22 protein-coding genes are annotated in these 25,694 nt (G+C 46.6%); 17 read left to right on the top strand and 5 right to left on the bottom strand.

Translation table 11 applies throughout. The features are described from left to right. The first annotated feature begins 238 nt into the window (after window positions 1–238). Entirely contained in the window at window positions 239–1,432 is a 1,194-nt protein-coding gene (locus tag AC1DPK_RS03330; protein WP_477509308.1) for a purple acid phosphatase family protein, read from the top strand. A 51-nt stretch (window positions 1,433–1,483) separates the two neighbouring features. Here the strand turns inward: AC1DPK_RS03330 and AC1DPK_RS03325 are convergent, their stop codons facing one another. Next, the gene (locus AC1DPK_RS03325) at window positions 1,484–2,485 is read right to left on the bottom strand and encodes a VanZ family protein (RefSeq protein ID WP_477509307.1); all 1,002 of its coding nucleotides are present in this window, start codon (window positions 2,483–2,485) and stop codon (window positions 1,484–1,486) included. Between the two features lie 202 nt (window positions 2,486–2,687). On the opposite strand from AC1DPK_RS03325, the gene AC1DPK_RS03320 reads away from it, so the two are divergent. Together AC1DPK_RS03320 and AC1DPK_RS03315 are read left to right on the top strand one after the other, a co-directional pair. Continuing rightward, window positions 2,688–3,719, top strand: coding sequence for an ROK family transcriptional regulator (locus AC1DPK_RS03320; RefSeq protein ID WP_477509335.1), 1,032 nt, complete (start codon window positions 2,688–2,690; stop codon window positions 3,717–3,719). 68 nt (window positions 3,720–3,787) lie between these two features. Continuing rightward, window positions 3,788–4,348: a maltose acetyltransferase domain-containing protein gene (locus AC1DPK_RS03315; RefSeq protein WP_477509306.1), complete on the top strand. Its 561-nt coding sequence runs from the start codon at window positions 3,788–3,790 to the stop codon at window positions 4,346–4,348. Between the two features lie 51 nt (window positions 4,349–4,399). Here the strand turns inward: AC1DPK_RS03315 and AC1DPK_RS03310 are convergent, their stop codons facing one another. Beyond that, a complete protein-coding gene (locus AC1DPK_RS03310; RefSeq protein ID WP_477509305.1) occupies window positions 4,400–5,188 on the bottom strand; it encodes a copper amine oxidase N-terminal domain-containing protein in 789 nt (262 codons plus the stop codon). A gap of 161 nt (window positions 5,189–5,349) precedes the next feature. On the opposite strand from AC1DPK_RS03310, the gene AC1DPK_RS03305 reads away from it, so the two are divergent. Beyond that, entirely contained in the window at window positions 5,350–6,540 is a 1,191-nt protein-coding gene (locus tag AC1DPK_RS03305) for an acyl-CoA dehydrogenase family protein (RefSeq protein WP_477509304.1), read from the top strand. Between the two features lie 79 nt (window positions 6,541–6,619). Here the strand turns inward: AC1DPK_RS03305 and AC1DPK_RS03300 are convergent, their stop codons facing one another. Together AC1DPK_RS03300 and AC1DPK_RS03295 are read right to left on the bottom strand one after the other, a co-directional pair. Then, window positions 6,620–8,161 (bottom strand): sensor histidine kinase, encoded by a 1,542-nt coding sequence (locus AC1DPK_RS03300; RefSeq protein WP_477509303.1) that lies wholly within the window; start codon window positions 8,159–8,161, stop codon window positions 6,620–6,622. Further along, window positions 8,158–8,844 carry a response regulator transcription factor gene (locus tag AC1DPK_RS03295; protein WP_076269413.1) on the bottom strand — a complete coding sequence of 229 codons (687 nt, stop codon included), beginning with the start codon at window positions 8,842–8,844 and terminating at the stop codon, window positions 8,158–8,160. Before AC1DPK_RS03295 ends, AC1DPK_RS03300 begins: the two co-directional genes overlap by 4 nt. 301 nt (window positions 8,845–9,145) lie before the next feature. Between AC1DPK_RS03295 and AC1DPK_RS03290 the strand changes: the two genes are divergently transcribed. The 12 genes from AC1DPK_RS03290 (at window position 9,146) to AC1DPK_RS03235 (ending at window position 22,812) form a co-directional block, all read left to right on the top strand. Next, window positions 9,146–10,801 carry a urocanate hydratase gene (locus AC1DPK_RS03290; protein WP_477509302.1) on the top strand — a complete coding sequence of 552 codons (1,656 nt, stop codon included), beginning with the start codon at window positions 9,146–9,148 and terminating at the stop codon, window positions 10,799–10,801. After that, a complete protein-coding gene (locus AC1DPK_RS03285; protein ID WP_477509301.1) occupies window positions 10,798–11,898 on the top strand; it encodes a DUF917 domain-containing protein in 1,101 nt (366 codons plus the stop codon). Before AC1DPK_RS03290 ends, AC1DPK_RS03285 begins: the two co-directional genes overlap by 4 nt. 45 nt (window positions 11,899–11,943) lie before the next feature. Continuing rightward, entirely contained in the window at window positions 11,944–13,503 is a 1,560-nt protein-coding gene (locus tag AC1DPK_RS03280; protein ID WP_477509300.1) for an HAL/PAL/TAL family ammonia-lyase, read from the top strand. After that, on the top strand, window positions 13,493–14,863 hold the full coding sequence (locus AC1DPK_RS03275) for a dihydroorotase (protein WP_477509299.1): 1,371 nt from the start codon (window positions 13,493–13,495) through the stop codon (window positions 14,861–14,863). The genes AC1DPK_RS03280 and AC1DPK_RS03275 overlap by 11 nt, the downstream gene beginning before the upstream one ends. Window positions 14,864–14,902: 39 nt before the next feature. Continuing rightward, on the top strand, window positions 14,903–16,165 hold the full coding sequence (locus tag AC1DPK_RS03270) for a M20 family metallo-hydrolase (RefSeq protein WP_477509298.1): 1,263 nt from the start codon (window positions 14,903–14,905) through the stop codon (window positions 16,163–16,165). Beyond that, on the top strand, window positions 16,158–17,408 hold the full coding sequence (locus AC1DPK_RS03265) for an allantoate amidohydrolase (protein WP_477509297.1): 1,251 nt from the start codon (window positions 16,158–16,160) through the stop codon (window positions 17,406–17,408). Before AC1DPK_RS03270 ends, AC1DPK_RS03265 begins: the two co-directional genes overlap by 8 nt. 96 nt (window positions 17,409–17,504) lie before the next feature. Then, window positions 17,505–18,149, top strand: a complete 645-nt coding sequence (locus AC1DPK_RS03260) for an ABC transporter permease (protein ID WP_477509296.1) — start codon at window positions 17,505–17,507, stop codon at window positions 18,147–18,149. 18 nt (window positions 18,150–18,167) lie between these two features. Then, window positions 18,168–19,073, top strand: coding sequence for an ABC transporter substrate-binding protein (locus AC1DPK_RS03255; RefSeq protein WP_477509295.1), 906 nt, complete (start codon window positions 18,168–18,170; stop codon window positions 19,071–19,073). A gap of 68 nt (window positions 19,074–19,141) precedes the next feature. Further along, window positions 19,142–20,098, top strand: coding sequence for an ABC transporter ATP-binding protein (locus tag AC1DPK_RS03250; RefSeq protein ID WP_477509294.1), 957 nt, complete (start codon window positions 19,142–19,144; stop codon window positions 20,096–20,098). A 5-nt stretch (window positions 20,099–20,103) separates the two neighbouring features. Next, the gene (locus AC1DPK_RS03245) at window positions 20,104–20,742 is read left to right on the top strand and encodes an ABC transporter permease (protein ID WP_477509293.1); all 639 of its coding nucleotides are present in this window, start codon (window positions 20,104–20,106) and stop codon (window positions 20,740–20,742) included. A gap of 48 nt (window positions 20,743–20,790) precedes the next feature. Continuing rightward, entirely contained in the window at window positions 20,791–21,534 is a 744-nt protein-coding gene (locus AC1DPK_RS03240; protein ID WP_256710970.1) for an IclR family transcriptional regulator, read from the top strand. Window positions 21,535–21,678: 144 nt separating this feature from the next. Further along, window positions 21,679–22,812: a peptidoglycan-binding domain-containing protein gene (locus AC1DPK_RS03235; RefSeq protein ID WP_477509292.1), complete on the top strand. Its 1,134-nt coding sequence runs from the start codon at window positions 21,679–21,681 to the stop codon at window positions 22,810–22,812. Window positions 22,813–22,987: 175 nt separating this feature from the next. Here AC1DPK_RS03235 and AC1DPK_RS03230 read toward each other — a convergent pair whose 3' ends face one another. Continuing rightward, entirely contained in the window at window positions 22,988–23,707 is a 720-nt protein-coding gene (locus AC1DPK_RS03230) for a collagen-like protein (RefSeq protein ID WP_477509291.1), read from the bottom strand. Between the two features lie 328 nt (window positions 23,708–24,035). Here AC1DPK_RS03230 and AC1DPK_RS03225 point away from each other — a divergent pair, with 328 nt between their 5' ends. Further along, complete coding sequence (locus tag AC1DPK_RS03225; RefSeq protein ID WP_477509290.1) at window positions 24,036–25,661, top strand: S-layer homology domain-containing protein; 1,626 nt, start codon at window positions 24,036–24,038, stop codon at window positions 25,659–25,661. Window positions 25,662–25,694: the final 33 nt, after the last annotated feature.

Below are 25,694 nucleotides of genomic sequence, written 5' to 3'. Positions count from 1 at the left end.
CTCACACCTCATTTCATGTTCAGCGCCCCTCGCTGCTTACAAATGTTATTCTACGGGCCTTTACTTATTCTTAACTTAAGGCTGGCTGAAAGATTGCTGAATGCGCCGTGCAACAGCTTTTTGTTAAGATATAATTAAAATTAGATAGAGAAGAAGGAGTGTGACTAGGATAAAAATCCGAAAAGACATGATCATACTGCTCATATGCTGCGCCTTATTAGTTGTTGGAGCCATTGGCATGGAATGGTTAAAGGCCAATAAGTCGGCGAAGCCAGCCGCGATTGTGACTACGTTCAAGGGCGATCCAAAAACTAGCCGCGCCTTCACTTGGCATAGTACGAATGCACACTCGGGTTCAATTGTTCAGATCATTGAAGGAGCCGTCCCTAGCGATTGGGAAGAGGCTCTTGTAATGACCTTTAAGGGTACGACATCATCGATTGACATAGGTGAGGATACTTTGCGTGGTGTTCATAAAGCAGAAGCAACCGGCCTTAATCCGGGAACCACATACACGTACCGAGTAGGCAGCGGAGAAAAAGAGGCATGGAGCGATGCTGCACAATTTAGGACGGAAGCTGAAGCAAGCGATGCTTTTACTTTCATAAACATAACGGATTCGCAAGGCATGACGGAGCAGGATTTTGAGCTGTGGGGAAATACGCTGGGTCAGGCGTTTAACGTTTTCCCAGCCTCTGCCTTTATCGTTCATAATGGTGATCTGACAGAAGAGCCCACCGATGAGCAAGCCTGGACCGAGCTTTTCGCAAAAGCAGGCAAGTGGGTAACACAGGTTCCATTTATGCCAGTTACGGGGAACCATGATGAAGTGGATGGAGATGCCAAGCGATTTGTTTCTCATTTCAACTTACCTGCGAGTGGCGCGAAGGGATCGAATGCGGGAACGACATACTCGTTTGATTATGGTTCTGTTCATTTTGTTATTTTAAATTCGGAATCGAATATAAAGGAGCAAACAAGCTGGCTGAAAAAAGATTTGGAGAGCACGGATAAGCYATGGAAAATCGTTGCTCTGCATCAAGGGCCTTATGGAGGAAATACGAACAAGAAGGTGAAGGATTGGACAGCGCTATTTGATGAATTCGAGGTTGATTTGGTGCTGCAAGGTCATAATCATGAGTACTCCAGATCCTATCCGCTTCGTGATGGTCAAATCACAGGCGACGGTGATCAAGCGGTGCAAAACCGAGCGGGCACTGTATATGTGGTAACCAATACAGCAGGGCAAAAATTCAATGAGAAAAAGGAAGATAAGTTTTATCATAAAGTTCATTTTCAGAATGAGAAGCAAATGTTTGCAGGGATTACGGTAAATGGTGACACTTTAACCTATCAAGCCTATGACGTGGAAGGTGCAAAGCTGGATGAGTTTGTGCTACAGCACGGAGATGCCGATGCTAAAATGAAGTGACATTACAAAAAGCCGATTTCTTTGCAAGCTAAGAAATTCGGCTTTTTCCATTTAAAATAATGTTTTTAGTTTTTGTTTGATCCCATTTATTATTTTTTGTCCGGTATTTACTTTATGAAGTGCAATGTCCCACAGCAGGACATCTCGATCGGATGTATGATTAACAAATTTTATAGTAAGTTCCTTTGCTCCATTTAAGGGGATTTGAAAAAACTCGGAAGGAAGCTCTTCCTGTCTATCGAAACTCCATCCAAATGAATGGATTTCGGTTCCGTCTGCGCTAAAAATGAGATCGATATTTCCATTGCCGGTACTTTGAGTTAAGGTTTTTGATATCGCGAGATTACCTGCTATCATGTGATATTTGCCGTCTAAAAGATAGGTAAACTCATTTGTTCGTGTATTGTTTCGGCTGTACATATTTAGTTTCGGCTCAACGTTCTCTTGGGCTGCGGGAAAGCTGGAGAGACTTTTATCCCAAAGAACAGTTCCAGCCTTTAATGGCAGTTTATCTAAAGCGATAACCTCGCTGCTTGCTTTATCTAAATAATTATTAATGCCTCCAATACTGCCGATGACACCAACCGCAAGTACAAATGCTGTTATTATTATTTTGCAGAAGCCATTGAATGTATCACGCTCATGTCGAACAAGCCTTTGTGCGCAGTAGCCTACTGCAGCACCTAACGTATTAATAATAATATCGTTGATATCAAAGGAGCCTAAACGGGAAAACATCTGCAGCGTCTCAAGCATGGTAATCGATACAATAAATAGCAGTATAAAACTCAGAAAACGAGAACGAAACAGAAGCGGGATCATGATTCCGAAAGGTATAAATGCTGCAAAGTTGCCGAACTCAAAAAGCGAAAATGGAAACTCTCTTTGCATAGGGAGGAATAAATGGATCTTCTCGGGTATTAGATTATATCGCAAGCCGCTGTCATGAATAGAAGCAGCTCTGTTGAATCCGGCATATAAGAAATAGAAGATTAATACGGTATATAAAACCAACAGTAAAATAGTCATTTTTCGCTGCTTTCCTTGATACATCAAAACATCCTTTCTTGTCTCTGTGCGGTAATTACCAGAACAATTGCTTTACGTGTTATTCTATAGAATAAACATGAAAACTTTTTTAAGCATCTCTTATTTTTTCCTGAAGATTACTTTTATCCAAGACGATATTCTGATATTATCGGTGTAACTTATTAAATAAATTTAATAAGTATTGCGCTTAGAGGTGGTGATCATCATAAATGAGCTATTTGCAACTCCAAAAGAATGGAAAAAAGTTATTTTACGCAGCATTCGAGCGGCTCTTCTGGAGCATGGGAGTGCGACGAAGGTTGAGCTAAGTCAAAAGCTAGGAGTAAGCTTCCCTACCATTAGTAAGTTTCTCACGCAAATGGAAAAGGACGGGGAACTCATTTTAGTTGGTCTCGACCATTCAAGTGGCGGAAGAAGAGCAAAAAGATACGCATACAATCCCGAGTTCATGCTCGGTTTGGCTATATTTTTAGAGAAAACAGAAACTAACTATACCATTTTTAATTGTTTAGGCGAAGAGAAGGAACAAGGCAGTACTTCAAGTGTGCTAATGGATGATGCTTTGAGCTTATCTCATTTACTTGAAAGCATTATAGAAAAGCATCCCAAAATCAGCTCTGTAGCTATAGGTGTGCCGGGTTCAGTCAATAATGGCCGAATTATTTTCATCCCAAGCTATGAGCAGTTTCATGATTTTGATTTAAAAGGATATTTTGAGGAGCGTTTATCCATACCTGTCGTTGTAGAGAATGATATGAATGCGGCTGTCCTTGGATACTATGACAACCGAAACAATAAAGACAAGGGTTCCTTGGTCTACTTGTATTTGGGTCAAAATGGTCCTGGTGCCGGCATTATGATAAATGGTGATGTCGTGCGAGGCAGTACGTTTTTCTCAGGAGAAATATCCTTCGTTCCTCAGTATGATGACCGAAATTTTGTACAAGCCCTGAATAACGAGGATGGAACAGAAACTGCATTGGTTCATGATGAGAAAAAGATTGATGCGATTAGTCGGTTGGTAGCCTCATTTACAGCTACAATAAACCCGCACACGATTATTTTTTCCAATGATGAAATAAATAAGCAAATAACCGACCAAATAACATTAAGAAGCGCAGCCTATATTCCTAAAGAACATTTGCCAGAGCTTACTGTGAGCGACTGGAAACAAGATTATTTGTATGGATTACAGAAGCTTGGTTTAGGCCTCATGATTTCAGGAACAAGAAAATAAACGAATGTAGTGACCAGACAAACCGTATTTCTGCTTAAAATTGAAACAACAAACAGGAGTGGTACCAAATGAAGACAGAAAAAGAGAAAATGCTGAATGGTGAGCTTTATAATGCTGCCGATGCTGTGCTGGTTGCGGATAGAATGAACGCTCGCAGACTAACGAGGTTATTCAATCAAACTTTGGAGACAGAGGATAACAAAAGAACGGAGCTGCTAAAGGAATTGTTCGGGTCCACAGGCAAAAGTCTATATGTCGAGCCCACTTTCCGTTGTGATTACGGCTACAACATTCATGTTGGAGAAAACTTTTATGCTAATTTTGATAGTGTACTATTGGACGTTTGCGACATTCGGATTGGCGACAATTGTTTTCTTGCACCAGGAGTACACATCTACACAGCAACTCACCCCTTGAATGCAAAGGAGAGAATATCTGGCGTTGAATACGGAAAACCGATAACGATTGGCCATAATGTATGGATAGGCGGGAGAGCCGTTATAAACCCTGGCGTGAACATCGGCAATAATGTCGTTGTTGCTTCCGGTGCTGTCGTTACAAAGGATGTGCCAGATAACGTAGTTGTAGGTGGAAATCCCGCCAAGATTATAAAGCAGATTGAAGAGTAATGAAACGTAATTGAAATTTTTTATTAAACAAAATCGCGGGCTTATGCTTGTTTAAGGTGCCGAGCTTGAGAAAATAATATCGTTGACCATCCATGTATTTTGAATTTGTTTAAGGATGATTTTTCGCTCGACAATCATGCCTCCAGCATTTAAGGGGGATTCATATTGATTAATAGATCCTTCCTTTCCTTCGGAATGACTGTATGCTGTACCTGTGAATGGAACGTTGAACTCTAGTCCATTTTGTTTGATGATTTTATTAATGAATGTCCCAGTAAAATTGGATTTAAAATGGGCTCTAATTTGTGAATAGGAAGATAGCTTAGTCGCTTCGTTCGCTTTTTGGATCAGCGTATTAATATGTTCTTGCGGGATCGTAGACAAGTTAAAAGTAGACTCTGTAGTAATTCTAACTTGTTTGTCGCCTAAAGAAACGTCTGCTGATCTACGTTCGGCATCCCAACTAATGGTGCCGCCTAAGGTCTGTGAAATAAAGCGAATGGGGACGTATGTAACCCCTTTGGTTATTTGAGCAGGAACATCAATCGTGATTTCAGTACCATTCTGCATCACTTTATTTGAATTAATTTTGAGCATAACCTCGGTTTTTTCGTTAAGAATGGTTACCGTTTTGGACTGTTGGTTCCAATTAACCTCAGCCCCTAACCCTGCAGCAACATAGCGTACTGGAACTAAAGTGCGTCCCTGAACCACTTTTCCCTCTATTACGAATGGCTGATTTGCTGCTTCTGCATGAATGTGATTAACTGAAAATATACTGGCAGACAACATTAGCGCTAATAATGCAATAGTAGTTTTTTTTATCTGAAAGCCCTCCATATCATGTATATCGTAATAGACGTCTCTACAAAGGATTAGTTGCTTAGATCACCTAAGCAATTTAATCCTTTTTTCATTTTTATTTTGGCAGGATGGGTGTAAACTGAAAGGAAAGATTGCTATACAGATATGAAAGTGTGGATAGGAGGCTGGACAGCTTTATGCAGGTGAAAATCGAAAAGGATCGGTTCGTTCGCAATGAGCGCGAAGCGGAAATCGCGGCGACAGCGGATCAGCTGGCGAGCAAGTTTGCAGGAAGATCAGCTAAGCATGATAGGGAAGGCTCTTTTCCACATGACAACTTTGCCGATATGCGGGAGTGCGGTTATTTGAAGCTTACTGTGCCGAAGCAATATGGCGGGGATGAAGCGTCATTGTATGAATTTGTACTAGCGCAGGATCATTTGGCCCGCGGTGACGGTTCAACGGCGCTCGCCGCGGGCTGGCATCTGGGGCAGGTAATGCAAATGCGGATAAGCCGTCCATGGCCCGAAGCTTTATACGCCAGCTTTTGCAAGGAGGTTGTAAGCAAAGGCGCCACAATAAATCATTATGCAAGYGAGCGAGCAACTGGAAGCCCAAGCAGAGGCGGCAAGCCGGAAACTACAGCGATAAGAACGGCTGGAGGTTTCCTTGTTAACGGGCGCAAGACCTATAGCACGCTTAGTCCTGATGTGTCTTATTTCACCATATCTGCATGGATGGAAGAAGAAAATCGTGCAAGCGAGTTTTTAATTCCAATGGGTGCAGGCATAAGTATTGAGGAAACATGGGATACACTCGGCATGCGGGCAACAGGGAGCCATGACCTCCTGTTGAATCAAGTATTCGTGCCAGACAGCGGTACGCTTGAAGGCGCAGAAATTAATCGTAAAGGCGGGACGGCCTTCGATGGCGGAACGCTGCTTCATATTCCTGCCTGTTATATCGGCATTGCACATGCGGCACGTGATTTTGCAATTCACTTTGCCCAAAACTATCGGCCTAACAGTTTGCCAGGCCCGATATCCGAACTGCCAACGATCCAGCGGCAAATTGGCGAAATGGAAGCGGAGCTAATAACGGCTCGCACCTTACTCTACAGCATCGCCGATCGCTGGGACCGGGAACCGGAGGGACGGAGCGGATTAAAGCCAGAGCTGGGCCTCGCTAAATATGTGGCGACCAATTCAGCCGTTCGTATCGTTGATCTTGCCATGAGAATAGTGGGGGGAAGCAGCTTGTCTCGCACGCTTCCGCTGGAGCGGATGTACCGCGATGTTCGCGCAGGCTTGCATAATCCGCCGATGGATGACATTACTTTAAACGGATTAGCTCAGCGGGCATTAGCAGAGATGCAGTCTGCGGAATAAATAATAAATCATGAAGAAGAGGCAGTCTCAAAAGTAGAAAATCTACTTTTGAGACTGCCTCTTCCTGTTTTTTTCTAAGTTAATCTTGCATATCAATCGGCTGGAGCGGGGTGGTTGGGAGCAAAATGCGGAAGGTTGTTCCTGCTCCGGGCAAGCTGTCTACTGCAATTGTACCTCTATGAGCATCTACAATCGATTTCGTAATGGCAAGCCCGAGACCTGCGCCGCCCTTCTTTCGCGTTCTGGATGATTCGTTTCGATAAAAGCGTTCAAACAAATGAGGCAGATGCACGGCCTCAATCCCTGTTCCATTGTCGGCAACGAGTATTTCAGCTTGAGTATTGTATGTGGCAAGCGTGATGCTGATCACGCCAGTCTCCGAATCGGTATGCTGCACCGCGTTGAAAAATAAATTGAGCACCACCTGTTTCAGCTTATCCGCATGGAACTGACCGCTCACATGAGGAGTGAGAAGCAGCGCTACTGTGCGATTGCCAGCAATCAATTGTAATTGCGGCTCCATCTCGAGCAGAAGCGCATCCAGCTTTGTTTCGGCCAGCTGCAGCTGCGGGTCTTGATCAAGCTTCGCCAGCACGAGTAAATCCTCGACCAGCTTGTTGATACGATTGGATTCAAGAAACATGCTGTTAAGCGCGCGCGCGAGTTGATCCGGATTCGAGGCCGCTCCGCGCAGCAGCACTTCTAGAAATCCGTGAATAGAAGTAAGCGGCGTCCGCAGCTCATGGGAGGCGTCCCCTACGAAACGCCGCATTTTTTCAGTTGTTTTCCGTTCCGCCTCGAAGGAATGATCGAGTCGCTCAAGCATCCCGTTAAATGCATCGGATAAACGATCGATTTCCTCTTGTCCTTGGCTGGCGGGAATTCGTTTCGTTAAGCTGCCTGCATCGGTTTGCTGTGCTGCCACAACGACGCGAGATAAAGGACGAAGCGTACGCCGAAGCAGCGGCAAATAAAGCGCGAGCCCTGCTGCAAGTGCAAGTACAGATAAGCCAGCGAATATGGCAAGCTGTGTCATGAGCAGCTGCTTGAGTGAATCGGTTTCGGTGCTCACTTGAATGAGGCCTTCGGCTCTGCCTGGCGGTCCAGCCATACGGAAGACGACTAGCTGCTCGATGCCTTCGGCATTGTTCAAGATTTTATAACCAATTTGCTTATGCGCTTTAAGCTGATTTCTAATTTGCTCATATTCATCCGTTGATAGAAGCGGGGCGTTAAGGTTATTATCCTTCGATACGTCAGCCGTGACACCGTTTGGATCAATAAGGACGATAGACAAGCCCGGTTGATAGAACATAGGCGAGTCGCGTCGATCACGCTGGGGCCGTTCAGCCGGATTAGCGGGATCACCCTGATTGCTCGTTTCAGGGCGGTTATTCGTATCTTTCCCATCCATAAACCAATCCATGGGCATCGACATGATTTGTGCATTTAAGGAATCGGCTTTATTTTGAAAAATAAAGTCCTTCATAATGAAGTATTGAAGCACGCCAATTAACAGAAACAAAGCCGCTAGTATAAGCAGCGACCGATATAATAACTGATATTTTAGTGAACGTGGAGCAAAGAAACGAGTGACGTCTGACGTTTTAATACGCGTCATGGCAGATCCATCCGATAGCCGGCCCCGCGGAGTGTTCGAATGAGGCGATGCTCCTTGTCGTCCAATTTGTCGCGAAGCGAGCGGATATACACCTCGACAATATTTTCTTCTCCACCGAATTGATATCCCCATACCTTATCCAAAATGAGCGATTTACTAAGCACGACACCATGATTTAGAATGATAAACCTTAGCAGCTCATATTCGGTAGGAGACAGCTCTAGAACCTGTTCCATATAAATGAGTTCTTTGCGGCGGTCATCGAGCCGGAACGGTCCATACACAGCTTCACCAAGCAAATTAGGAAACTGATTCCGCAGTCTTGCACCTATGCGGGCAAGCAGCTCGCTGAAGCTGAAGGGCTTCACCAAATAGTCGTCAGCTCCAAGGGTTAAGCCTTTGACACGATCCTCAATCTCATCTTTTGCTGTCAGCATAATAATAGCGATATTATCGCCTGTAGCCCTTAATGCCTCGCATACTTCAAATCCGTTCAGCCCGGGCATCATCACATCGAGGATGACGACATGGGGCTGAAAGGTACTCGCTTCCTGCAAAGCGGATTCCCCGTCATAGGCGAATCGAATATCAAATCCTTCATTGATGAGCCCGAGCTCCAGAAATTGCACGATATTTGGTTCATCATCTACAAGCAATATTTTAATCCCTTTGAAGGACACCATTTCAAATTCCCCTTTCGCAGCTTACCCCTCTATTATCTGTCTTTTTAGAAAAAGATGCATCTGTTTACTCGTTCTTTCAGCAAACTTTCAGCCACATATGAAACCGATTGATGGGTTTAGTTTACAGGTTCTATTTTGCAAAAAATGAGGTAACCTTTATATTTATAAAGCATCTTATTCCTAGTGCGTTACTTAAACTGACGTAAACTTGTTTTTTTGTATTGACTAGAGAGGAAACGTTTGTTAATTTATTGATTAATAGAAACTAATTATTGAATAATGATAATAAGGAGAATCGGACATGGATCGAATTGTAGCTGCCAGAGGCGTTGAACTGCGTTGCAAAGGCTGGAGGCAGGAGGCGCTGCTGCGAATGCTTGAGAATGTTCTTGAAAATGGCGAAAACCAACAAGAGCTTACTGTCTATGCTGCCCTCGCGAAAGCAGCGCGTAATTGGGACTCCTATCATGCAATTGTCAGCACGCTCAAATCATTAGAGGAAGATGAGACGCTGGTCATTCAATCAGGCAAGCCTATCGGCATTATGAGAACGCATAAGTACGCTCCAATTGTTGTGATGGCGAATTGCAACATTGTTGGCAAATGGGCAACGAGCGACAATTTCTATAAATATCAAGAACAGGGATTAATCGTTTGGGGCGGTTTGACCGCGGCAGCTTGGCAATATATCGGTTCACAAGGAGTCATCCAAGGAACCTATGAGATTTTTCAATCGATAGCTAGAATGCATTATGACGGCAATCTGGCTGGGAAGTTTATTTTGACAGCGGGTCTCGGAGGGATGGGCGGCGCACAGCCGCTTGCAGGAACGATGGCGGGTGCCGTTATTTTATGCGTAGAAGTGTCCGAGGCTAGAATCGACAAACGTATCGAGGTCGGTTATTTGCAGAAAAAAACAGCAAGCTTGGATGAGGCTTTGGAATGGATTCAAGCAGCTTGTGCGAATAAGGAGAGCTTGTCAGTCGGTCTTCTTGGCAACGCAGCCGATATTTATCCTGAGCTGATTCGCAGAGGCATTCAGCCTGACGTTGTAACCGATCAGACGTCGGCGCATGATCTCATGTACGGTTATATCCCTTCAGGCTACAGTTTAGATAAGGTTGCTGAGCTGCGCAGAACAAAACCGGCTCAGCTTCAAGCGGATGCAAGAGCTTCTATCGCATTAGAAGTTGAGGCGATGCTGGAGTTTCAGCGCAGAGGTGCAGTCGTTTTTGACAATGGCAACAATATTCGTTCGCAGGCTGTACAAAATGGAGTTACAAATGCTTTTGATATTCCTGTGTTTACCGAAGCGTTTCTAAGACCGTTGTTTTCTCGTGCGATTGGGCCGTTCCGCTGGGTCGCTTTGAGCGGTGAGGTTAGTGATATTCGCAAGATAGATCAATATATTTTGGAGCATTTCAGCGATAACGAGGTTGTAGTGAACTGGATTCGCTTAGCGAATCAGTATGTTCCGGTCGAGGGCTTGCCTGCGCGCATTGGCTGGTTCGGTCATGGCGATCGGACGAAGCTGGCACTAGCGGTTAACGCCATGGTTCAAGCTGGCGAGCTGAGCGGTCCCATTGCCTTCTCGCGTGATCACCTTGATGCGGGAGCGATGGCTCACCCGAATATTATGACGGAGAACATGAAGGATGGCAGCGATGCAATATCGGATTGGCCGCTGCTTAATGCGATGATTAACTGTTCATCGATGGCTGATCTTGTAGCGATACATTCCGGAGGCGGCGGATACAGCGGATATATGACAAGCGCAGGTGTCACGCTCGTTGCAGATGGCACATCCGATGCAGAGCTTCGATTAAAAACGACGCTAGACAATGACACAGGCCTTGGCGTACTGCGATACGCTGACGCTGGTTATGAGGAAGCGCTGGATGAAGTAAGCAAAAAGGGAATACGACGAATTGATACGAATCGGAAGGAGAATGCATGATGCGTGAATTAACGATAGAGGATGTAAAAGCAGCGGTAAGAGGAGGGGCAGTATTCGCATCCGGAGGCGGAGGCTGGGTTGATCATGGCCTTGAGATTGGCGGAGCAGCAGTAGGCATTGCTAGACCAAAGCTGGTTTCGGTTGATGAGCTGCCTGACGATGCCATTATTGTGACAGCGACGGCGATTGGCGCACCAGCAGGAAATGACTGGGAAATGTGGGGCATTGATTATATTAAGGCTGTTCAACTGCTGATGGACAACTATGACGGCAAGGTTGTGGGGGTTATGACACCGCAAAACGGCATGTCAAGCACCATAAATGGCTGGCTTCCAGCTGCAGCGCTCGGATTGGTTGTCGTTGATGCGACTGGTGATATTCGTGCGCATCCAACAGGCAAGATGGGTTCGATGGGCCTTGCTTCCCGCACCGATTATGAAACGATTCAGGTCGTTGTTGGCGGACGCAGAGATACGGGTTCTTATTTGGAGCTCGTTGTAAAAGGCACGCCAGCTAAGACATCGAACATTTTGCGGACAGCTGCAGATATGTCGGGAGGATTTATCGCTTCTGCTCGCCATCCGATTCCAGCATCTTATGTGAAGGAGCATGCAGCGATTGGAGGCATTTCGTTAGCGCTTGATCTAGGTTATGCGATGATCGAGGCTGAGCCGAACGGCGCGGAAGCGATTATGGAAACGGTTTGCAGCAAAACAAATGGACAGATCATCGGTCGCGGTGTCGTATTGAAAAAGGACGTCCATTATTCAGGCGCTTTCGATATTGGCACCATTACTATGACGGATGGATCAGGCGGTCAACTGACGATGCATGTCATGAATGAATATATGGCTGTGGATGATGCTGACGGCAAGCGACTTACAACTTATCCGGATGTCATTACGACCTTTGAAGCAGCAACAGGTTTGCCGATCAGTGTAGGCGGCGTGAAGGAAGGCATGGAGATCGCATTGTTTGCAATCGACAAGCAATATGTGCCTTTAAGCTCCAGCGTGAAAGATCCTACCGTATATCCAGAAGTGGAAAAAGCGCTTGGCATACCGCTTGCTGAGTATGGCTTGAAGGGTATCGTCTAGCACGATCATTCTAATTTATCGATATCTACTAAGAAGGTGCCTGTTATGAATGAAGTTATAGATGGTATCGGTCTGGAGGATACACAGTCGTCCGAACGGGTGGTTACGCTTGATGGCAATGCGCTCACGATTCGCGAGCTTGAGCAAATTGCATTGGAAGGTTATCGCGTGGAGTGCTCGCAGCATGCATTAAAGCGAGTAGAGGAGGCTCATGTTCTCATTCATGAGCTTGCCGCCGAAGGCATTCCGATCTATGGGCTAAACCGCGGCGTAGGTCTTAATAAAGATCGAACCATTACAACGGAGATGTATGAACAGTTTAACCGCAATCTTATTTATTCCCATTCGGCGGCTATTGCGCCTGCTGCTTCTGAGCAGCAGGTGCGGGCCGTGCTCGTTGCCAGGCTGAATTCATTGCTTATTGGTTGTACAGGTGTGCAGCCTGCGGTCGTACTCATGTATCAGGATTTGCTTAACGCAGCTATCCATCCGATCATTCCGCTTCGAGGATCTGTTGGCGCAGGCGACATCTCGGTTTTGTCTCATATCGGCTTAACGATGATGGGAGAAGGAAATGTGAATTACAAAGGCCAGATGATGAGCGCGGAAACGGCTTTTCAAGCTGCGGGGATTACTCCTGTGAAGCTGGGGCCAAAGGATGCACTGGCAATTGTAAGCTCCAATGCGCTGTCCGCGGGCACTGGTGCACTGGCAGCAGCAGCGGCTTTAAAGCTGCTCGGTACGGCAGATGCTATTTTTGCATTGTCGCTTGAAGCGCTTCGGGGATGCATGAATCCGCTTGATCCGGCGTTATTTGAGGTTAGGCCATTCGAGGGAGCTGCAGCAAGCGCGGCAAATGTGAGAAGTTATTTGCAAGGCGGAACGCTGCAGCAGTCAAGTGAAAACGATAAAATTCAAGATCCGCTCAGCTTTCGCAGTGCTTGCCATGTACATGGCGCAGCTCGTGATGCGCTTGCTTATGCGACAAGGCTGCTGCTCATTCAATTAAACGGATCTGATGATAATCCTTGTGTATTAATAGATGAAAGAAGAGTAGTGCCCTCCTCAAACTTTGACGTAACCTCATGGACCGTGGCGTTTGAGATGGTAGCGATAGCGCTAAGTCATGTATCCAAAATAAGCTGCTACAGATCACTTAAGCTCGGAACGCCATCCTTTACGGGTCTGGAGAGGTTTCTAGCCCCAAATCCTGAGTCTATCGCATTCGGAACGCTTCAAAAAACATACACCTCCCTTGATGCGGAAATCCGCTTGCTCTCTAATCCGGTATCTGCTGATTATTTATCGCTGGCAGGCGACATGGAGGATCATGCAAACAATACACCGCTCGTCATTCGTAAGCTCGAAGATATCATAGATCGCTTAACCTACATTATAGGGATGGAAGCGCTGCATGCAGCCCAAGCCATTGATTTACGCGGTATACAATCTGAATTAGGCAGAGGCTCGGCCGCTGTTTATTCGCAAATTCGCAGTGCAGTGCCTATGTTGACGGAAGATCGTCCGCTAACCCCAGATATTTCTGCTATGTATGAGCTTATTCGCAGCGGCATTCAATTGGAAGGAGGAGCAAATGGTGAATAACAGCTATGATCTCGTCATTTATGGAAATCTCGTACTTCCAGGGGGCGTCGCATACCATTCCGCAGTTGGAATCAAGGACGGTAAAATTGTTCGTATTGGTGATAGAGACGACACGGACATGGCTGCCGCAACAGAAAAGATTAATGCCGAAGGCAGCTATGTGCTGCCTGGTGCAGTCGACGCTCATGTCCATTGTTACAGCTCGCTTGACGAAGGGTTTTACACAGCGAGTGCAGCTGCAGCTGCCGGAGGCGTAACGACGATTATTGAAATGCCTTATGATGCGACGGGGATGATCTGTACGCTTCCTGCTTTTGAGGAAAAAAAACAACAGCTAGAACAGCAATCCATAGTTGATATGGCGATGCTTGTTACGATTCATAAGCAAGACGGTTATGACCATATCCGCCAGCTTGCCGAGGCCGGTGCATGCGGCTTTAAAGTATCGATGTTTAATACGGATTCCTTCCGCTTTCCGCGAATAGATGACGGACAATTGCTTGATTCGTTTGCGGTTATTGCTGAAACAGGTTGTCCGGTTGGCGTGCATGCGGAAAACGATGAGATCGTCCGCAGATATATTGATAAATATCGCTCCCAAGGCGCAGATCCACGTTCGCATGGCTGGAGCAGGCCGAAAGTAAGTGAATCAGCAGCAGCGCTGACCGCTATGGAGCTTGCTTATGAGACAGGAGTCAAACTGCATTTATATCATTGTACGTATCCGCGTATTTTTCAGCTGGTGGACTATTTCCGTTCAATCGGAGCGAGAGTCACTGCGGAAACCTGTACCCACTATTTGACGCTAAGTGAAGAAGATATGCCGCGTTTGCAGGCGAAAGGTAAAATCAATCCACCGCTTCGCACGAAGAAAGATAAAGAGGATTTATGGGACTTATTGAAAACCGGATCGATCGATATGATTACTTCCGATCATGCTCCGTGGCTAATTGGGCGTAAATCAGACGCGGATATTTTTAATAATGCTTCAGGTGCTCCCGGAGTAGAGCATTTGCTTCCGATTATTTACAGCGAGGGAATGGCGAAAGGAAAATTAGCGCTTACCGACATGGTCAGGCTGATCAGTCAAAGGCCTGCTGACGTATTTGGGCTTGGTCATCGCAAAGGCAGATTAACTGAAGGTTACGATGCCGATATCGCGATTATCGATCCTGCTGCAGCTTGGACGCTAGATGAGCGTGAGCTTCAATCGAGTGCTGGCTGGAGTGCTTATAACGGCATGAGTATGCAAGGAAAAGTGACGCACACGCTCGTAAGGGGAACGCTTGTGTATGAAGCGGGAGCGGTTACCGGCAAGGCGGGTCATGGCGAATTTATTAGAGCAGAGCATCTTGCTTAATCATTTTGCGAGAGAGGAATGAATGGGATGGGTAGCAAAATGGATAGACTGGTGCCAAGTGTATCTCGAATGATGTCTGATATTGAACATCTATCAATGTTTGTTGATCCAACTAAACCCGGCTGGACGCGTCGTCCATTTACGAAGCAATATGCTGACGGCAGGCGCTGGCTGACCGAGAAAATGGAGGAAGCGGGCCTGTCTGTTTCGCTGGATGCAGTTTCAAATTTGATAGGCAGCTTGCCTGGCAGCGATCCGAATTTAGCGCCTATCATGATTGGCTCGCATACAGATACCGTTACTGGCGGCGGGCGGTTCGATGGAATCATAGGAGTGCTAGCCGGCATAGAAATTGCCCGTTTGCTTCAACAAACAGGAACGAAGCTTCGGCATCCGCTGCAAATTGTCGATTTCACGGCAGAGGAGCCGAGTGAGTTTGGCATCTCCACGATTGGGAGCAGAGGGATGGTTGGCAATTTGCCTGAAGCGATGCTGGAGCTTCGCGATGATACTGGGCTGAAGCTTAGCGATGCGATTAATCAACAAGGGGGAAATGTCGAACGGCTGATGAGTGAGGCAAGGCAGCTGGGTGATGTAGCGCTCTATCTTGAGCTTCATATCGAGCAAGGTCCGGTGCTGGAGCAATCAGGCCATCAACTTGGGGCGGTGCTCGGTATCGTAGGTATTCATCGCTATCGTGTCACGCTCAAAGGTGCGCCAAATCATGCAGGGACGACGCCGATGACGCTTCGGAACGATGCGCTGGCAGGCTTTTGCGAGATTGGTTTAGCATTTGAACGTCACTGCAACGATCATGCGAGCGTAGCCGTAGGCACGATCGGCAAAGTGACGAATGAGCCGAATGCATCCAATGTCGTGCCCGGCCTCGTTCGGTTTGAGCTTGAAATCCGCTCACTTGATCGYACGGTGGCTGACGCGGTGTACGCCGCTTTTGCAGCGGAGACGATCCAGATTGCTGCAAGGCGAGGCCTTCGTTTGTCGCTTGAGCTGCTGTCGAAGTCAGATTCCGTCATTGTCAAAAAGTCTGTGCTGGGTGGAGTGCTTGCAGCCTGTGCTTCTGTTGCTCCAGCTATTCACCTCGCAAGCGGGGCGGGGCATGATGCGAACCAGCTTGCGCGTATTGCACCAATTGGCATGATCTTTGTTCCTAGCAAGGATGGCAGAAGCCATTGTCCCGAGGAATGGACCGATGAGGATGATATTGCTTCGGGAACGCAGGCTCTAGCCGCCGCATTGCTTTATTTTGATAAGGAGGATTTAAGCGGGTGGCAAGATGGCTAAGGCTCAGCATGTGCAGGTCAACGGTAAACGGTTATGGGATTCAATACAAGCTTTAGGTTTAATCGGCGCAGATCCAAACGGCGGTGTAACACGTCTATCGCTCAGCAATGAGGAATTTATAGCGAGGCAATTTATTATCAGTGAAATGAAAGCAGCGGGACTAGAAGTCAGGCAGGATGAAGCGGGCAATCTAATTGGGCGATTGGAGGGGGAGGAGCCGCGGGCAGGAGCTGTAGTGACGGGCTCTCATATCGATACGGTCATTCAAGCAGGCCAATTCGATGGAGCGCTTGGTGTACTTGGCGGTATTGAGGTTTTGCGAACGATCAAGGAGCAGTCAATCAGGCATGATAGACCTTTCGAGGTTATTTGCTTTACGGACGAAGAGGGCGTGCGCTTTGGAGCCGGCTATTTGGGAAGCCGTGCGATGGCAAATACTTGGGATGAAAAGTGGCTGGATCTTACGGATTCTTCCGGCATGTCGCTTCGCGAAGCGATGGAGCATGGCGGCTTGAACCCTGATCAAGCAGCTCTTGCAAGTCGCAGCTCAGAATCCATTCATGCCTATGTTGAGCTTCATATTGAGCAAGGACGAGTTCTGGAAGAGCTGAATACAGCGATTGGCATTGCAACAGCGATTTATGGACATCGCTGGTTCGAAGTGACCATACATGGACGAGCGGACCATGCGGGAACAACGCCCATGAAGTTAAGACAGGACCCTTTGCCTGCCGCAGCAGAAGTTGTGCTTGCTGTGGAACGAATCGCAGTGAAGTATGGGGGCGTCGTAACAACAGGGACGTTTAAGCTTGCGCCAGCCGCAATCAACGTAATTCCGGGTGAAGCGGTATTTACACTCGATGTGCGGCATGAATCCTTGGAGTCGCTCAATAAGCTGGAGGTTGCGATAAAAAGCGAGTTGTCACGCCTTACTGCAGCAAGAGGGCTGAGCTACGCTATCCGGACATTAGATGCTGCTGTGCCTGTTCAAACGTCGGAGTATATTACAAAAGTGATTGCAGATAGCTGTGAGGATGCTGGTATGCCTGCGGAGTATATGATTTGCGGCGCAGGTCATGATGCGGTGGTCATGAGTGAATTAACGGAAATGGGGCTCATCTTGGTACGTTCTAAGGATGGTATCAGTCATCATCCACTTGAATGGAGCAGCCGTGAGGACTGTGAAGCAGGAGCAAATATACTGCTGCAAACCCTTATTCAGCTAGGAAATGATGTAAATTAATAATTCCGATTGACATAATGGGGTATAAAGTTTAATAATAGTGGTAACAAGTTATTGATTAGTGATAATACATAGGGGAAGGAGGATGACAAACGGGTGAATGTGTTCCTCGAAGCTTATGAATATGTGAATGCTAACAGCGACAGATTTTTGGAAGCGGTCAAGGTGCATTTAAGCATAAGTTTCTACGCGCTCCTTATTGCTTTCGTCGTATGTGTGCCGCTCGGTATATTATGTGCCAAGAAAGAGTGGCTGACCGGTCCGATTATGGGGCTGTTCAACTCCTTGCGAGTCATCCCAAGCCTTGCGGTTTTAGTCATTATTTTACCGATCATGGGAACTGGCTTTGCACCGGCATTAGTTGCATTAACGCTGCTTGCTTGTCCGCCTATTCTCATTAATACATACATGGGCTTTAGAGGTATTGAGCCAGCGATTATTGAAGCTGCTTCAGGCCTCGGTATGGGAGAGAAAATGATTATGCGGAAAATCGAGCTGCCGTTAGCTGCTCCGCTGCTGCTGTCAGGACTAAAAACAGCCGCTGTAGAAGTGATCGCCAGTGCAACATTGGCCGCATTCATCGGAGGAGGCGGGCTGGGAACGTTTATTATCAACGGTCTTGGCATGTACAAATTCTCATTGCTGCTTGTCGGGGCGCTGCCGGTAGCGCTGCTAGCTATTTTATCGGAGATCGGATTTGCTGGAATTGAAAGAGCAGTAACCAAATATCAGCGTGTATAATGAAAGGGGAAAATTCAGATGAAAAAGAAATGGGTAAGCTTGGCATTATTGATTATAAGTGTGGTACTCGTTATTAGCGCTTGTTCTTCTAAAGGAGGTTCAAGCAAAGAAAAGATTAAAGTCGGCTCGAAAAACTTTACGGAATCATTGATTTTGGGCGAGATGTACGCACTGGCACTTGAGGACGCAGGTTACAAGGTAGATCGCAAGCTCAATCTTGGCGGCACACTCGTTGCCCATGAAGCGCTCAAAAAAGGCGACATCGACTTTTACCCGGAGTATACAGGAACAGGCTTAATCAACGTATTGGAATTGCCGCCAAACTCCGATGCCAAAACCGTATATGATACTGTAGCAAAAGGCTACAAAGAGAAATTCAACCTGGTTTGGCTGGAGCCAACAAACGCAAACGATTCACAAGGTCTTGTTACAACAAAGAAAATTGCTGAAAAATATAATCTTTACAAAATATCAGATTTGGTGAAATTAGCTCCTGAGCTTAACCTCGCTGCTGTTCCTGAGTTTGAAGAGCGCGAAGACGGATTAAAGGGACTAAATACTTTCTACGGTAAAATGAACTTCAAAAGCATCAAGCTGTTTGATTACGGCATCAAATACCGCGTAACGCTAGATGGTGAAGCGGATGTAACTGTTGGCTTCACGACTGATGGCGATTTGACGAATCCGGATCTTGTATTGCTTGAGGATGATAAGAAGTTTTGGCCTCCTTACTTCGTAGCTCCAGTGCTTCGCGGCGAGCTAAGCGAGAAGGACCCTGAAATTGCTAAAGTGTTGAACAAAATTTCTGCAAAGCTGGATAACACAACTGTTCAGAAGCTGAACGCGCAAGTGGATATCGACAAGAAAGAATACGCGGATGTAGCGAAGGCATTTTTGGTAGAGCAAGGTTTATTGAAAAAATAATTCATAATTAAATGCAGCGGGGTTTCTCCATATTGGGGAAGCCCCCTTCCTACAGGAGTTGATATAGAATGAGCAAAGAGGCCATTATTTTTGAGCAGGTGTCCAAAACATTTCCAAAGTCTGCGAATCCCTCCGTTAATGAAACGAGCCTTATTATTCCGCAAGGCTCCTTTGTTACGATTCTAGGTGCTTCAGGCTGCGGCAAAACGACCTTGCTAAAAATGGTAAACCGAATTATTGAACCGACCGCAGGCACGATTTCGATATTTGGCAAAGACATTCGCAGCTTGCCCGTGACAGAGCTTCGCCGAAGCATCGGTTATGTAATCCAGCAGGTAGGGTTGTTTCCGCATTTGTCGATTGAACAAAATATTGCAACGGTCCCCAATATACTGGGCTGGGAACGCCAAAAAACAGCGGAGAGAATCGATTATTTAATGGATCTTGTTCATTTGCCAGCAAGCTATAAGAAGCTTTATCCGCGGCAGCTGTCAGGTGGGCAGCAGCAGCGTGTAGGGATTGCTAGAGCGATGGCAGGTGATCCAGCTATATTGCTGATGGATGAACCGTTTGGAGCGATTGACGCTATTACGCGTACGAAGCTGCAGGATGATTTTAAGCAAATACAACGTGAGCTTGGCAAAACCGTATTGTTTGTGACGCATGACGTGGAAGAGGCGATGAAGCTCGGCGATCATATGATCGTGATGAACGAAGGGACGATTCAGCAATATGATACGCCTCTTGCCATCATGTCCAAGCCCAATAATGCTTTTGTATCGCAACTGATTCAAGCCGATGATTTGTTCCAACAGCTTCACCTGATTCGGGCAGAAGAGAAAATGGTTGCGCTGGAAGAACCGGCTGGATCTGATATTCCCCGCATGCCCGCTGGTGACAGTCTAAAGTCGGCGCTTCAAATTCTGCTGCAGCAAAATGCTCCTTATGTGGTTGTGGAAAATACCGAGCATGAAATCATTGGAATAATAACGCTTGAGCAATTGAAGCTGCAGAACGGCAGGTGAGAGGCATGATTGACTATTTAACCCGCCATTATGATGATTTATTAACCTCGTTGCTGGAGCATATTTATCTCACCTTTGTTTCGTTATTTATCGCACTTGTTATTGCGCTGCCATTAGGGTATTGGCTGTCGAGGCATCGGCGGATTTCCGTTCCTATTTTGTCCGTGCTAGGCATTATCTATGCGATTCCAAGCCTCGGGATGTTCGCTTTGCTAATTCCGCTAGTTGGCCTCGGCAGCAAGCCGGCGATTATCGCATTAGTTGTGTATAGTCAGCTGATTTTGGTGCGAAATGTCATTTCAGGCTTTCAATCGATTGAACCTTCGATTATTGAAGCAGCCAAAGGAATGGGCTATGGCAAGTGGAGGCTGTTCGTCCATATCGAGCTGCCGCTGGCACTGCCTGTCATCATTGGCGGCATTCGTATAGCATCGGTATCCGTAATAGGTATCGCAACCATAGCGGCATGGATTAATGCCGGCGGGTTAGGCGGTATTTTATTCGAAGGCTTATATCAAAACTCAGTGCCAAAAATGGTATGGGGCACGCTGCTCGTATCGTTATTAGCTTTATCTACAAATACGATTTTGCTGCAATTTGAAAAATCAACGATGCGCAGAGCACGCGGAGAACAAAGGGTATGATATACTGATCCTTATAATTGACTACTATTGTAAATATTTTGAGGTGCAATGATGAATGGAACTCAAACATTAGGACGTGCTATCGATATTTTATTCGTACTCGCTGAATCGGGAGCAACGCTCACGGTTAGTGAAATTGCGGAGAAGGTAGGCATCCCCGACAGTACCGCATATCGTTTTATTCAAACACTTATAAAAAATGGTTTCGTAGAGCGTAAGGGCAGAGGGCAAATTGGTCTAGGTCTGCGTATTTTTGATTTGGCAAGAAGCTTATCGCAGCAAATCGAGAAGGAGCTTCTTACGATCGCGAGGCCGATTATGGAGGATCTCACCGCACTTACGAATGAAACGACGGTGCTTTTTGTCCGCTCCGGTTCCAAAGCCATTTGTATCGAAAATGTAACGAGTAAACGTTTGATCAGGCTTTCTATTGAAAATGGAAGAATATTGCCGCTTAATTCAGGCGCTTCTGGGAAAACGCTGCTCGCTAATGAAAATGACAAAGTTATTGAAGAGATGTGCAAGCTTTTTGGCGAAGATGCCGGCAAGCCTTTGCTTTTGCAAGAAATGCATCGTATTAGGGAAGCGGGTTATTGCTTTACTTTGGGTGAGGTGGATACGGATGCTTTTGCAATTGCTGCCCCTATTTTTGATCCTCAGCAGCGAATCGTAGCCAGTTTATCTGCAGCAGGACCTATCCATCGGCTTAACGAGAATGAAATTCCTAATGTGATCCAATATGTAAAGGCAGCTGCATCACAAATTTCGTGCAAGCTCGGTGGTTTGGCATAAGTATTTTCAAATAAGATGAAGAAGAGTAGCGGAGCGCAAATAAGCGATCCGCTTTTTTATTGATTCAATATGGAATGAAATTAAATATTTGGGGATAGTAAGGGGGGAGTTAAATTCAAGAATCAAAAGGATGGTGTATTTTGCATGCAGCAGCATAAAAAGGCAATTGGTTTGGATGAACAACGCAATAAGATTGGGAGGTTTGCTGCAAGGTACATAGGCGCAGCATTACTCGCGATTACATTGATGTTCAGTATGCCTCATACTGGTCAAGCGATTGGCAAAAATGCGAAGGGTCCAGATGTCTATGTTATTCAAGGCATGCTGAAATCCCTGGGCAGCTATTCTGGCAAAATTGACGGTCGTTATGGGCCTTCTACAGTGCGCGGCGTAAAATATTATCAAAAAACTCATGGCTTGCCTACAACAGGAGCCGTAGATGCTAAAACGCTACAATCGATTTCTTATTCCTATTCGGAGAAGAAAGCAGCAACGAAGGCAAAAACGCAAGCAAAATGGAAAGGTAAAGCAAAAGGACTCGGCAACGGTAAAGGCGCTGGTAACGGAGCAGGCGGCGGAGCTGGTAACGGAGCAGGCGGCGGAGCTGGTAACGGAGCAGGCGGCGGAGCTGGTAACGGTGCAGGCGGCGGAGCTGGTGGCGGCGCAGGCGGCGGAGCTGGTGGCGGTGCAGGCGGCGGAGCTGGTGGCGGTGCAGGCGGCGGAGCTGGTGGTGGCGCAGGCGGCGGAGCTGGTGGCGGTGCAGGCGGCGGCGCTGGTGGCGGTGCAGGCGGCGAAGCTGGTGGCGGTGCAGGCGGCGGAGCTGGTGGCGGCGCAGGTGGCGGAGCTGGTGGTGGCGCAGGCGGCGGAGCTGGTGGCGGTGCAGGCGGCGGAGCTGGCAGAGGTTATGGTGAGAACCAAGGCAAAGGCGGCGGATTTGGCGGAGGCCAAGGAGAAAACCGTGGCAAAGGCGGCGGCATTGGCGGAGGCCAAGGAGAAAACCGTGGCAAAGGCGGCGGGTTTGGCGGAGGCCAAGGAGAAAACCGTGGCAAAGGCGGCGGGTTTGGCGGAGGCCAAGGAGAAAACCGTGGCAAAAGCGGCGGCATTGGCGGAGGCCAAGGAGAAAACCGTGGCAAAGGCGGCGGTATTGGCGGAGGTCAAGGCAATAACCAAGGTATCGGTGGAGGCAACTCTAATAATCAAAGCAACAAAGCTCCATCCGAGAATCAAGGCAAAGGCGGCGCTCAAACGGAAAACCAAGGGCCGAATGGAAGCCATTAAGCAATTCGCTTCCTTGCTATAGATGAAAGGACTTCTCTTAAGTGGAGGTCACAGATTAACAGCGATTAATGTTGTGAAGTGAATTTAAAATCAAAAAGGCGGCTTTCATTCCGTAGTGAATGTAAAGTCGCCTTTTTATATTTTCGGATGTTGCTATGAGATCCATTCTATTTCCTTATGCGATTTGCGTAATAACAAGATGAGCTGAAACAGATCTTGTTCCTCCAGCGAGCGGTGTGATCGTAAGTGCCGTGGAATTGCCCGCAGGGTTTCGCACGGTGAGTATTGAATTAATGACAGTCGTTTGTACAAGAGCCATTCCTACAATTTGAGAAGTACCTGTTGCTCGGGCAACCACTGTATAAGCTAGATCGGCGCCATTAACAGTTAAAATGAGCTGCCCCGGTTCGGTCACACTTACTTGAAACAAAATCTGATACGTTCCAATTACAGCTAAGTTAAACGTAGTAGCACCAGTACGGGTAATGTTAGTTCCGCTAGTAGGTCCATTTTGCGGGAAACTTACATCTGCACCGACAGCAACTGTTGCTGCATTATCAGGCGGCATCAATGCAAAAAAATCGGCGAAGCTTAATACTCCTCCGGCTCCACCAGTTGCGCCTGTAGCTCCAGTTGCCCCATTAGTACCAGTCGCACCAGTTGCGCCAGCAGCTCCAGGTGCCCCATTAGTACCAGTCGTACCAGTTGCGCCAGCAGCTCCAGGTGCCCCATTAGTACCAGTCGCACCAGTTGCGCCTGTAATACCAGTTGCGCCATTAGTGCCAGTCGCACCAGTTGCTCCTACTGAACCAGGAATACCTTGGGGTCCTTGAGGTCCTGTTGGTCCTGCCGGAGCAGTTACATTCACTTGAGGAGGAGGACATGTTACCTTCACAATCTTTTTAACAACTCTATTACAGCGTTTTTTTCTTCTTCTGGATTTGCATACTACTACACGTATGTTTTTGCAGCGCTTTTTTCTATTCAAGCAGCTCACTAAAGACACCTCCCTAGATCATTTAGTTTACGTTTATACCATTTTTAAAGGTTGGACTAATAACCATTTTTAACTAGACTAAAAACTATTTTAAGAAAAAAGGGCTAATGATAGTGTTATTTCGCCGCCCAAAAGTTGGGTCTATTAGACTTTTTATGGAATATAGGATATGATTCTATCGAATAATCGATAGAGTGATAGCTATGCTCATAAAGGAGAGGATGTAGTGAGGTTCAAAGGGAAAACAACCGTTATTATTGGAATCCTGCTGATGTTTATGCTGGGAAACGCCATGCAGGCGTTTGCGTATGATGCGCAATTAAAGCCTTATCGAGATGTAACTGTGAAGGATTGGGCAGCCGAATCTATTTATCGTTTAGTCGCACTTGGAGTTGTTTCTGGATATGAGGATGGAACCTTTCGTCCAAGCGCCGAACTTACGAGAGAAGCATTCGTAAAGTTGCTAGTACAATCCGTTAAACCGGTGATAGATAAAGAGAAGTCTGCTGGACTCTCTGACGTAGCCAAGGATCGTTGGTCTTATGCCTCTATTAAACCCGCATATGACGCTGGTTGGTTGGATTTGCTCATCGTAAATGGGAAATTTAATCCGAGCCAAAATATTAAGCGTGAGGAAGTAGCAGCTTTAACGGCTTTTGCACTGCTCCAAGGAAAAACGGCAGAAGAGAAGCAGCAATGGTTAGATACAGGCTGGCAAGAAGCTAGCGAGAAAGCGGCATTTGCCGATATGAATCAAGTGGATAAAAACCTTGCACCATACGTGCTGCGTACATACGCGGATTCCATTATGCAAGGAGATAATAAAGGCTTGTTTCTTCCAAAAAAGTCGTTATCACGACGCGAAGCAGCCGCTATTGTTGATCGGATGATCGACTTCCAAAGCGAAAGCCACCAGCTAGAGGTATCAGCTTTTTTTGCAGCAGGTGGACCTTACAAGAAACTGGATAGATTCGCTGCCGCAGATGAGGTTATCTTTGACTGGGCTAAGCTTGACTATCAGGGAGCGGGCAAAGCATCCGTTCTTATGTCTCCGCCAAGCGATTGGAAGCAGACTCTAACAGCGGCAGAAACGAGTGGTTCTACGAAGACGCTAATGATCTTTGGAAATACAACGCTTCAGAAACTTGGTGATTTTATAATCGATGCTGAAGCTCGCAAAGCATTTGCTAGTTCTGTAGCCGAGGCAGCCGCTAATCCATTATATGGTTTTGAGCGAGTGGCGATTGATTTTGAAGGCATGGTACCTGCTGAGTATAAGCAGCCTTTCGTTGAACTGATTCGCGCAATTAAGGCTCAACTAAGCAGTGAAATATCACTTACGGTAGTTGTACCGCCTTCTTATTATTATGCAGGTTATGATTACAAACAAATTGGCGAACTGGCTGATGAAGTTATATTGATGGCCTATGAATTTACGCATGAGGAAAGTGGGTTGCCGTCTGCGCCGCTTACGCTTGTTGGTGATTCCGTACGAAATATACTCTCGTATATTCCAGCAGATAAACTGAAGCTAGGCATTTCTAAGCAGGCTAACCAATGGACAACAAAGGCAGACGGTACTGTAGAGTTTTTCCGTTCGCCAGCCATCGCGGCTGTAGAAAGTCGCTTAACAGCTGCAGATACGAAATCCGTCATGCAACTGCCGTACTTTTTGAATCAAATTACGTTTAAGGATGATAGAGGCTCGCATCTGCTTTGGTATGAGAACACGCAGAGCATCGAGGCCAAACTACGTTTAGCGAAAGCATTTGGCTTGCGCGGTGTTGCGGTATGGCAAATCAATCAATTAACGGATGCCGATTGGACAATGATCTCTTCTTATCATCATTAAGCAGCAAAAAAATAGGACAAAGCAGGCTGCTAC

This window comes from Paenibacillus sp. 01T424 (genome assembly GCF_056398745.1).
Note: the sequence above shows the minus strand (reverse complement) of the source record. Positions and strands in the feature narration are given on the sequence as shown.

Excerpts from the sequence above, each read along its gene's own strand:
- AC1DPK_RS03325 (WP_477509307.1), bottom strand. The coding sequence starts at position 2,485 with ATGTATCAAGGAAAGCAGCGAAAAATGACTATTTTACTGTTGGTTTTA.
- AC1DPK_RS03315 (WP_477509306.1), top strand. The coding sequence starts at position 3,788 with ATGAAGACAGAAAAAGAGAAAATGCTGAATGGTGAGCTTTATAATGCT.
- AC1DPK_RS03310 (WP_477509305.1), bottom strand. The coding sequence starts at position 5,188 with ATGGAGGGCTTTCAGATAAAAAAAACTACTATTGCATTATTAGCGCTA.
- AC1DPK_RS03300 (WP_477509303.1), bottom strand. The coding sequence starts at position 8,161 with ATGACGCGTATTAAAACGTCAGACGTCACTCGTTTCTTTGCTCCACGT.
- AC1DPK_RS03295 (WP_076269413.1), bottom strand. The coding sequence starts at position 8,844 with ATGGTGTCCTTCAAAGGGATTAAAATATTGCTTGTAGATGATGAACCA.
- AC1DPK_RS03290 (WP_477509302.1), top strand. The coding sequence starts at position 9,146 with ATGGATCGAATTGTAGCTGCCAGAGGCGTTGAACTGCGTTGCAAAGGC.
- AC1DPK_RS03285 (WP_477509301.1), top strand. The coding sequence starts at position 10,798 with ATGATGCGTGAATTAACGATAGAGGATGTAAAAGCAGCGGTAAGAGGA.
- AC1DPK_RS03280 (WP_477509300.1), top strand. The coding sequence starts at position 11,944 with ATGAATGAAGTTATAGATGGTATCGGTCTGGAGGATACACAGTCGTCC.
- AC1DPK_RS03275 (WP_477509299.1), top strand. The coding sequence starts at position 13,493 with ATGGTGAATAACAGCTATGATCTCGTCATTTATGGAAATCTCGTACTT.
- AC1DPK_RS03265 (WP_477509297.1), top strand. The coding sequence starts at position 16,158 with ATGGCTAAGGCTCAGCATGTGCAGGTCAACGGTAAACGGTTATGGGAT.
- AC1DPK_RS03255 (WP_477509295.1), top strand. The coding sequence starts at position 18,168 with ATGAAAAAGAAATGGGTAAGCTTGGCATTATTGATTATAAGTGTGGTA.
- AC1DPK_RS03250 (WP_477509294.1), top strand. The coding sequence starts at position 19,142 with ATGAGCAAAGAGGCCATTATTTTTGAGCAGGTGTCCAAAACATTTCCA.
- AC1DPK_RS03245 (WP_477509293.1), top strand. The coding sequence starts at position 20,104 with ATGATTGACTATTTAACCCGCCATTATGATGATTTATTAACCTCGTTG.
- AC1DPK_RS03240 (WP_256710970.1), top strand. The coding sequence starts at position 20,791 with ATGATGAATGGAACTCAAACATTAGGACGTGCTATCGATATTTTATTC.
- AC1DPK_RS03235 (WP_477509292.1), top strand. The coding sequence starts at position 21,679 with ATGCAGCAGCATAAAAAGGCAATTGGTTTGGATGAACAACGCAATAAG.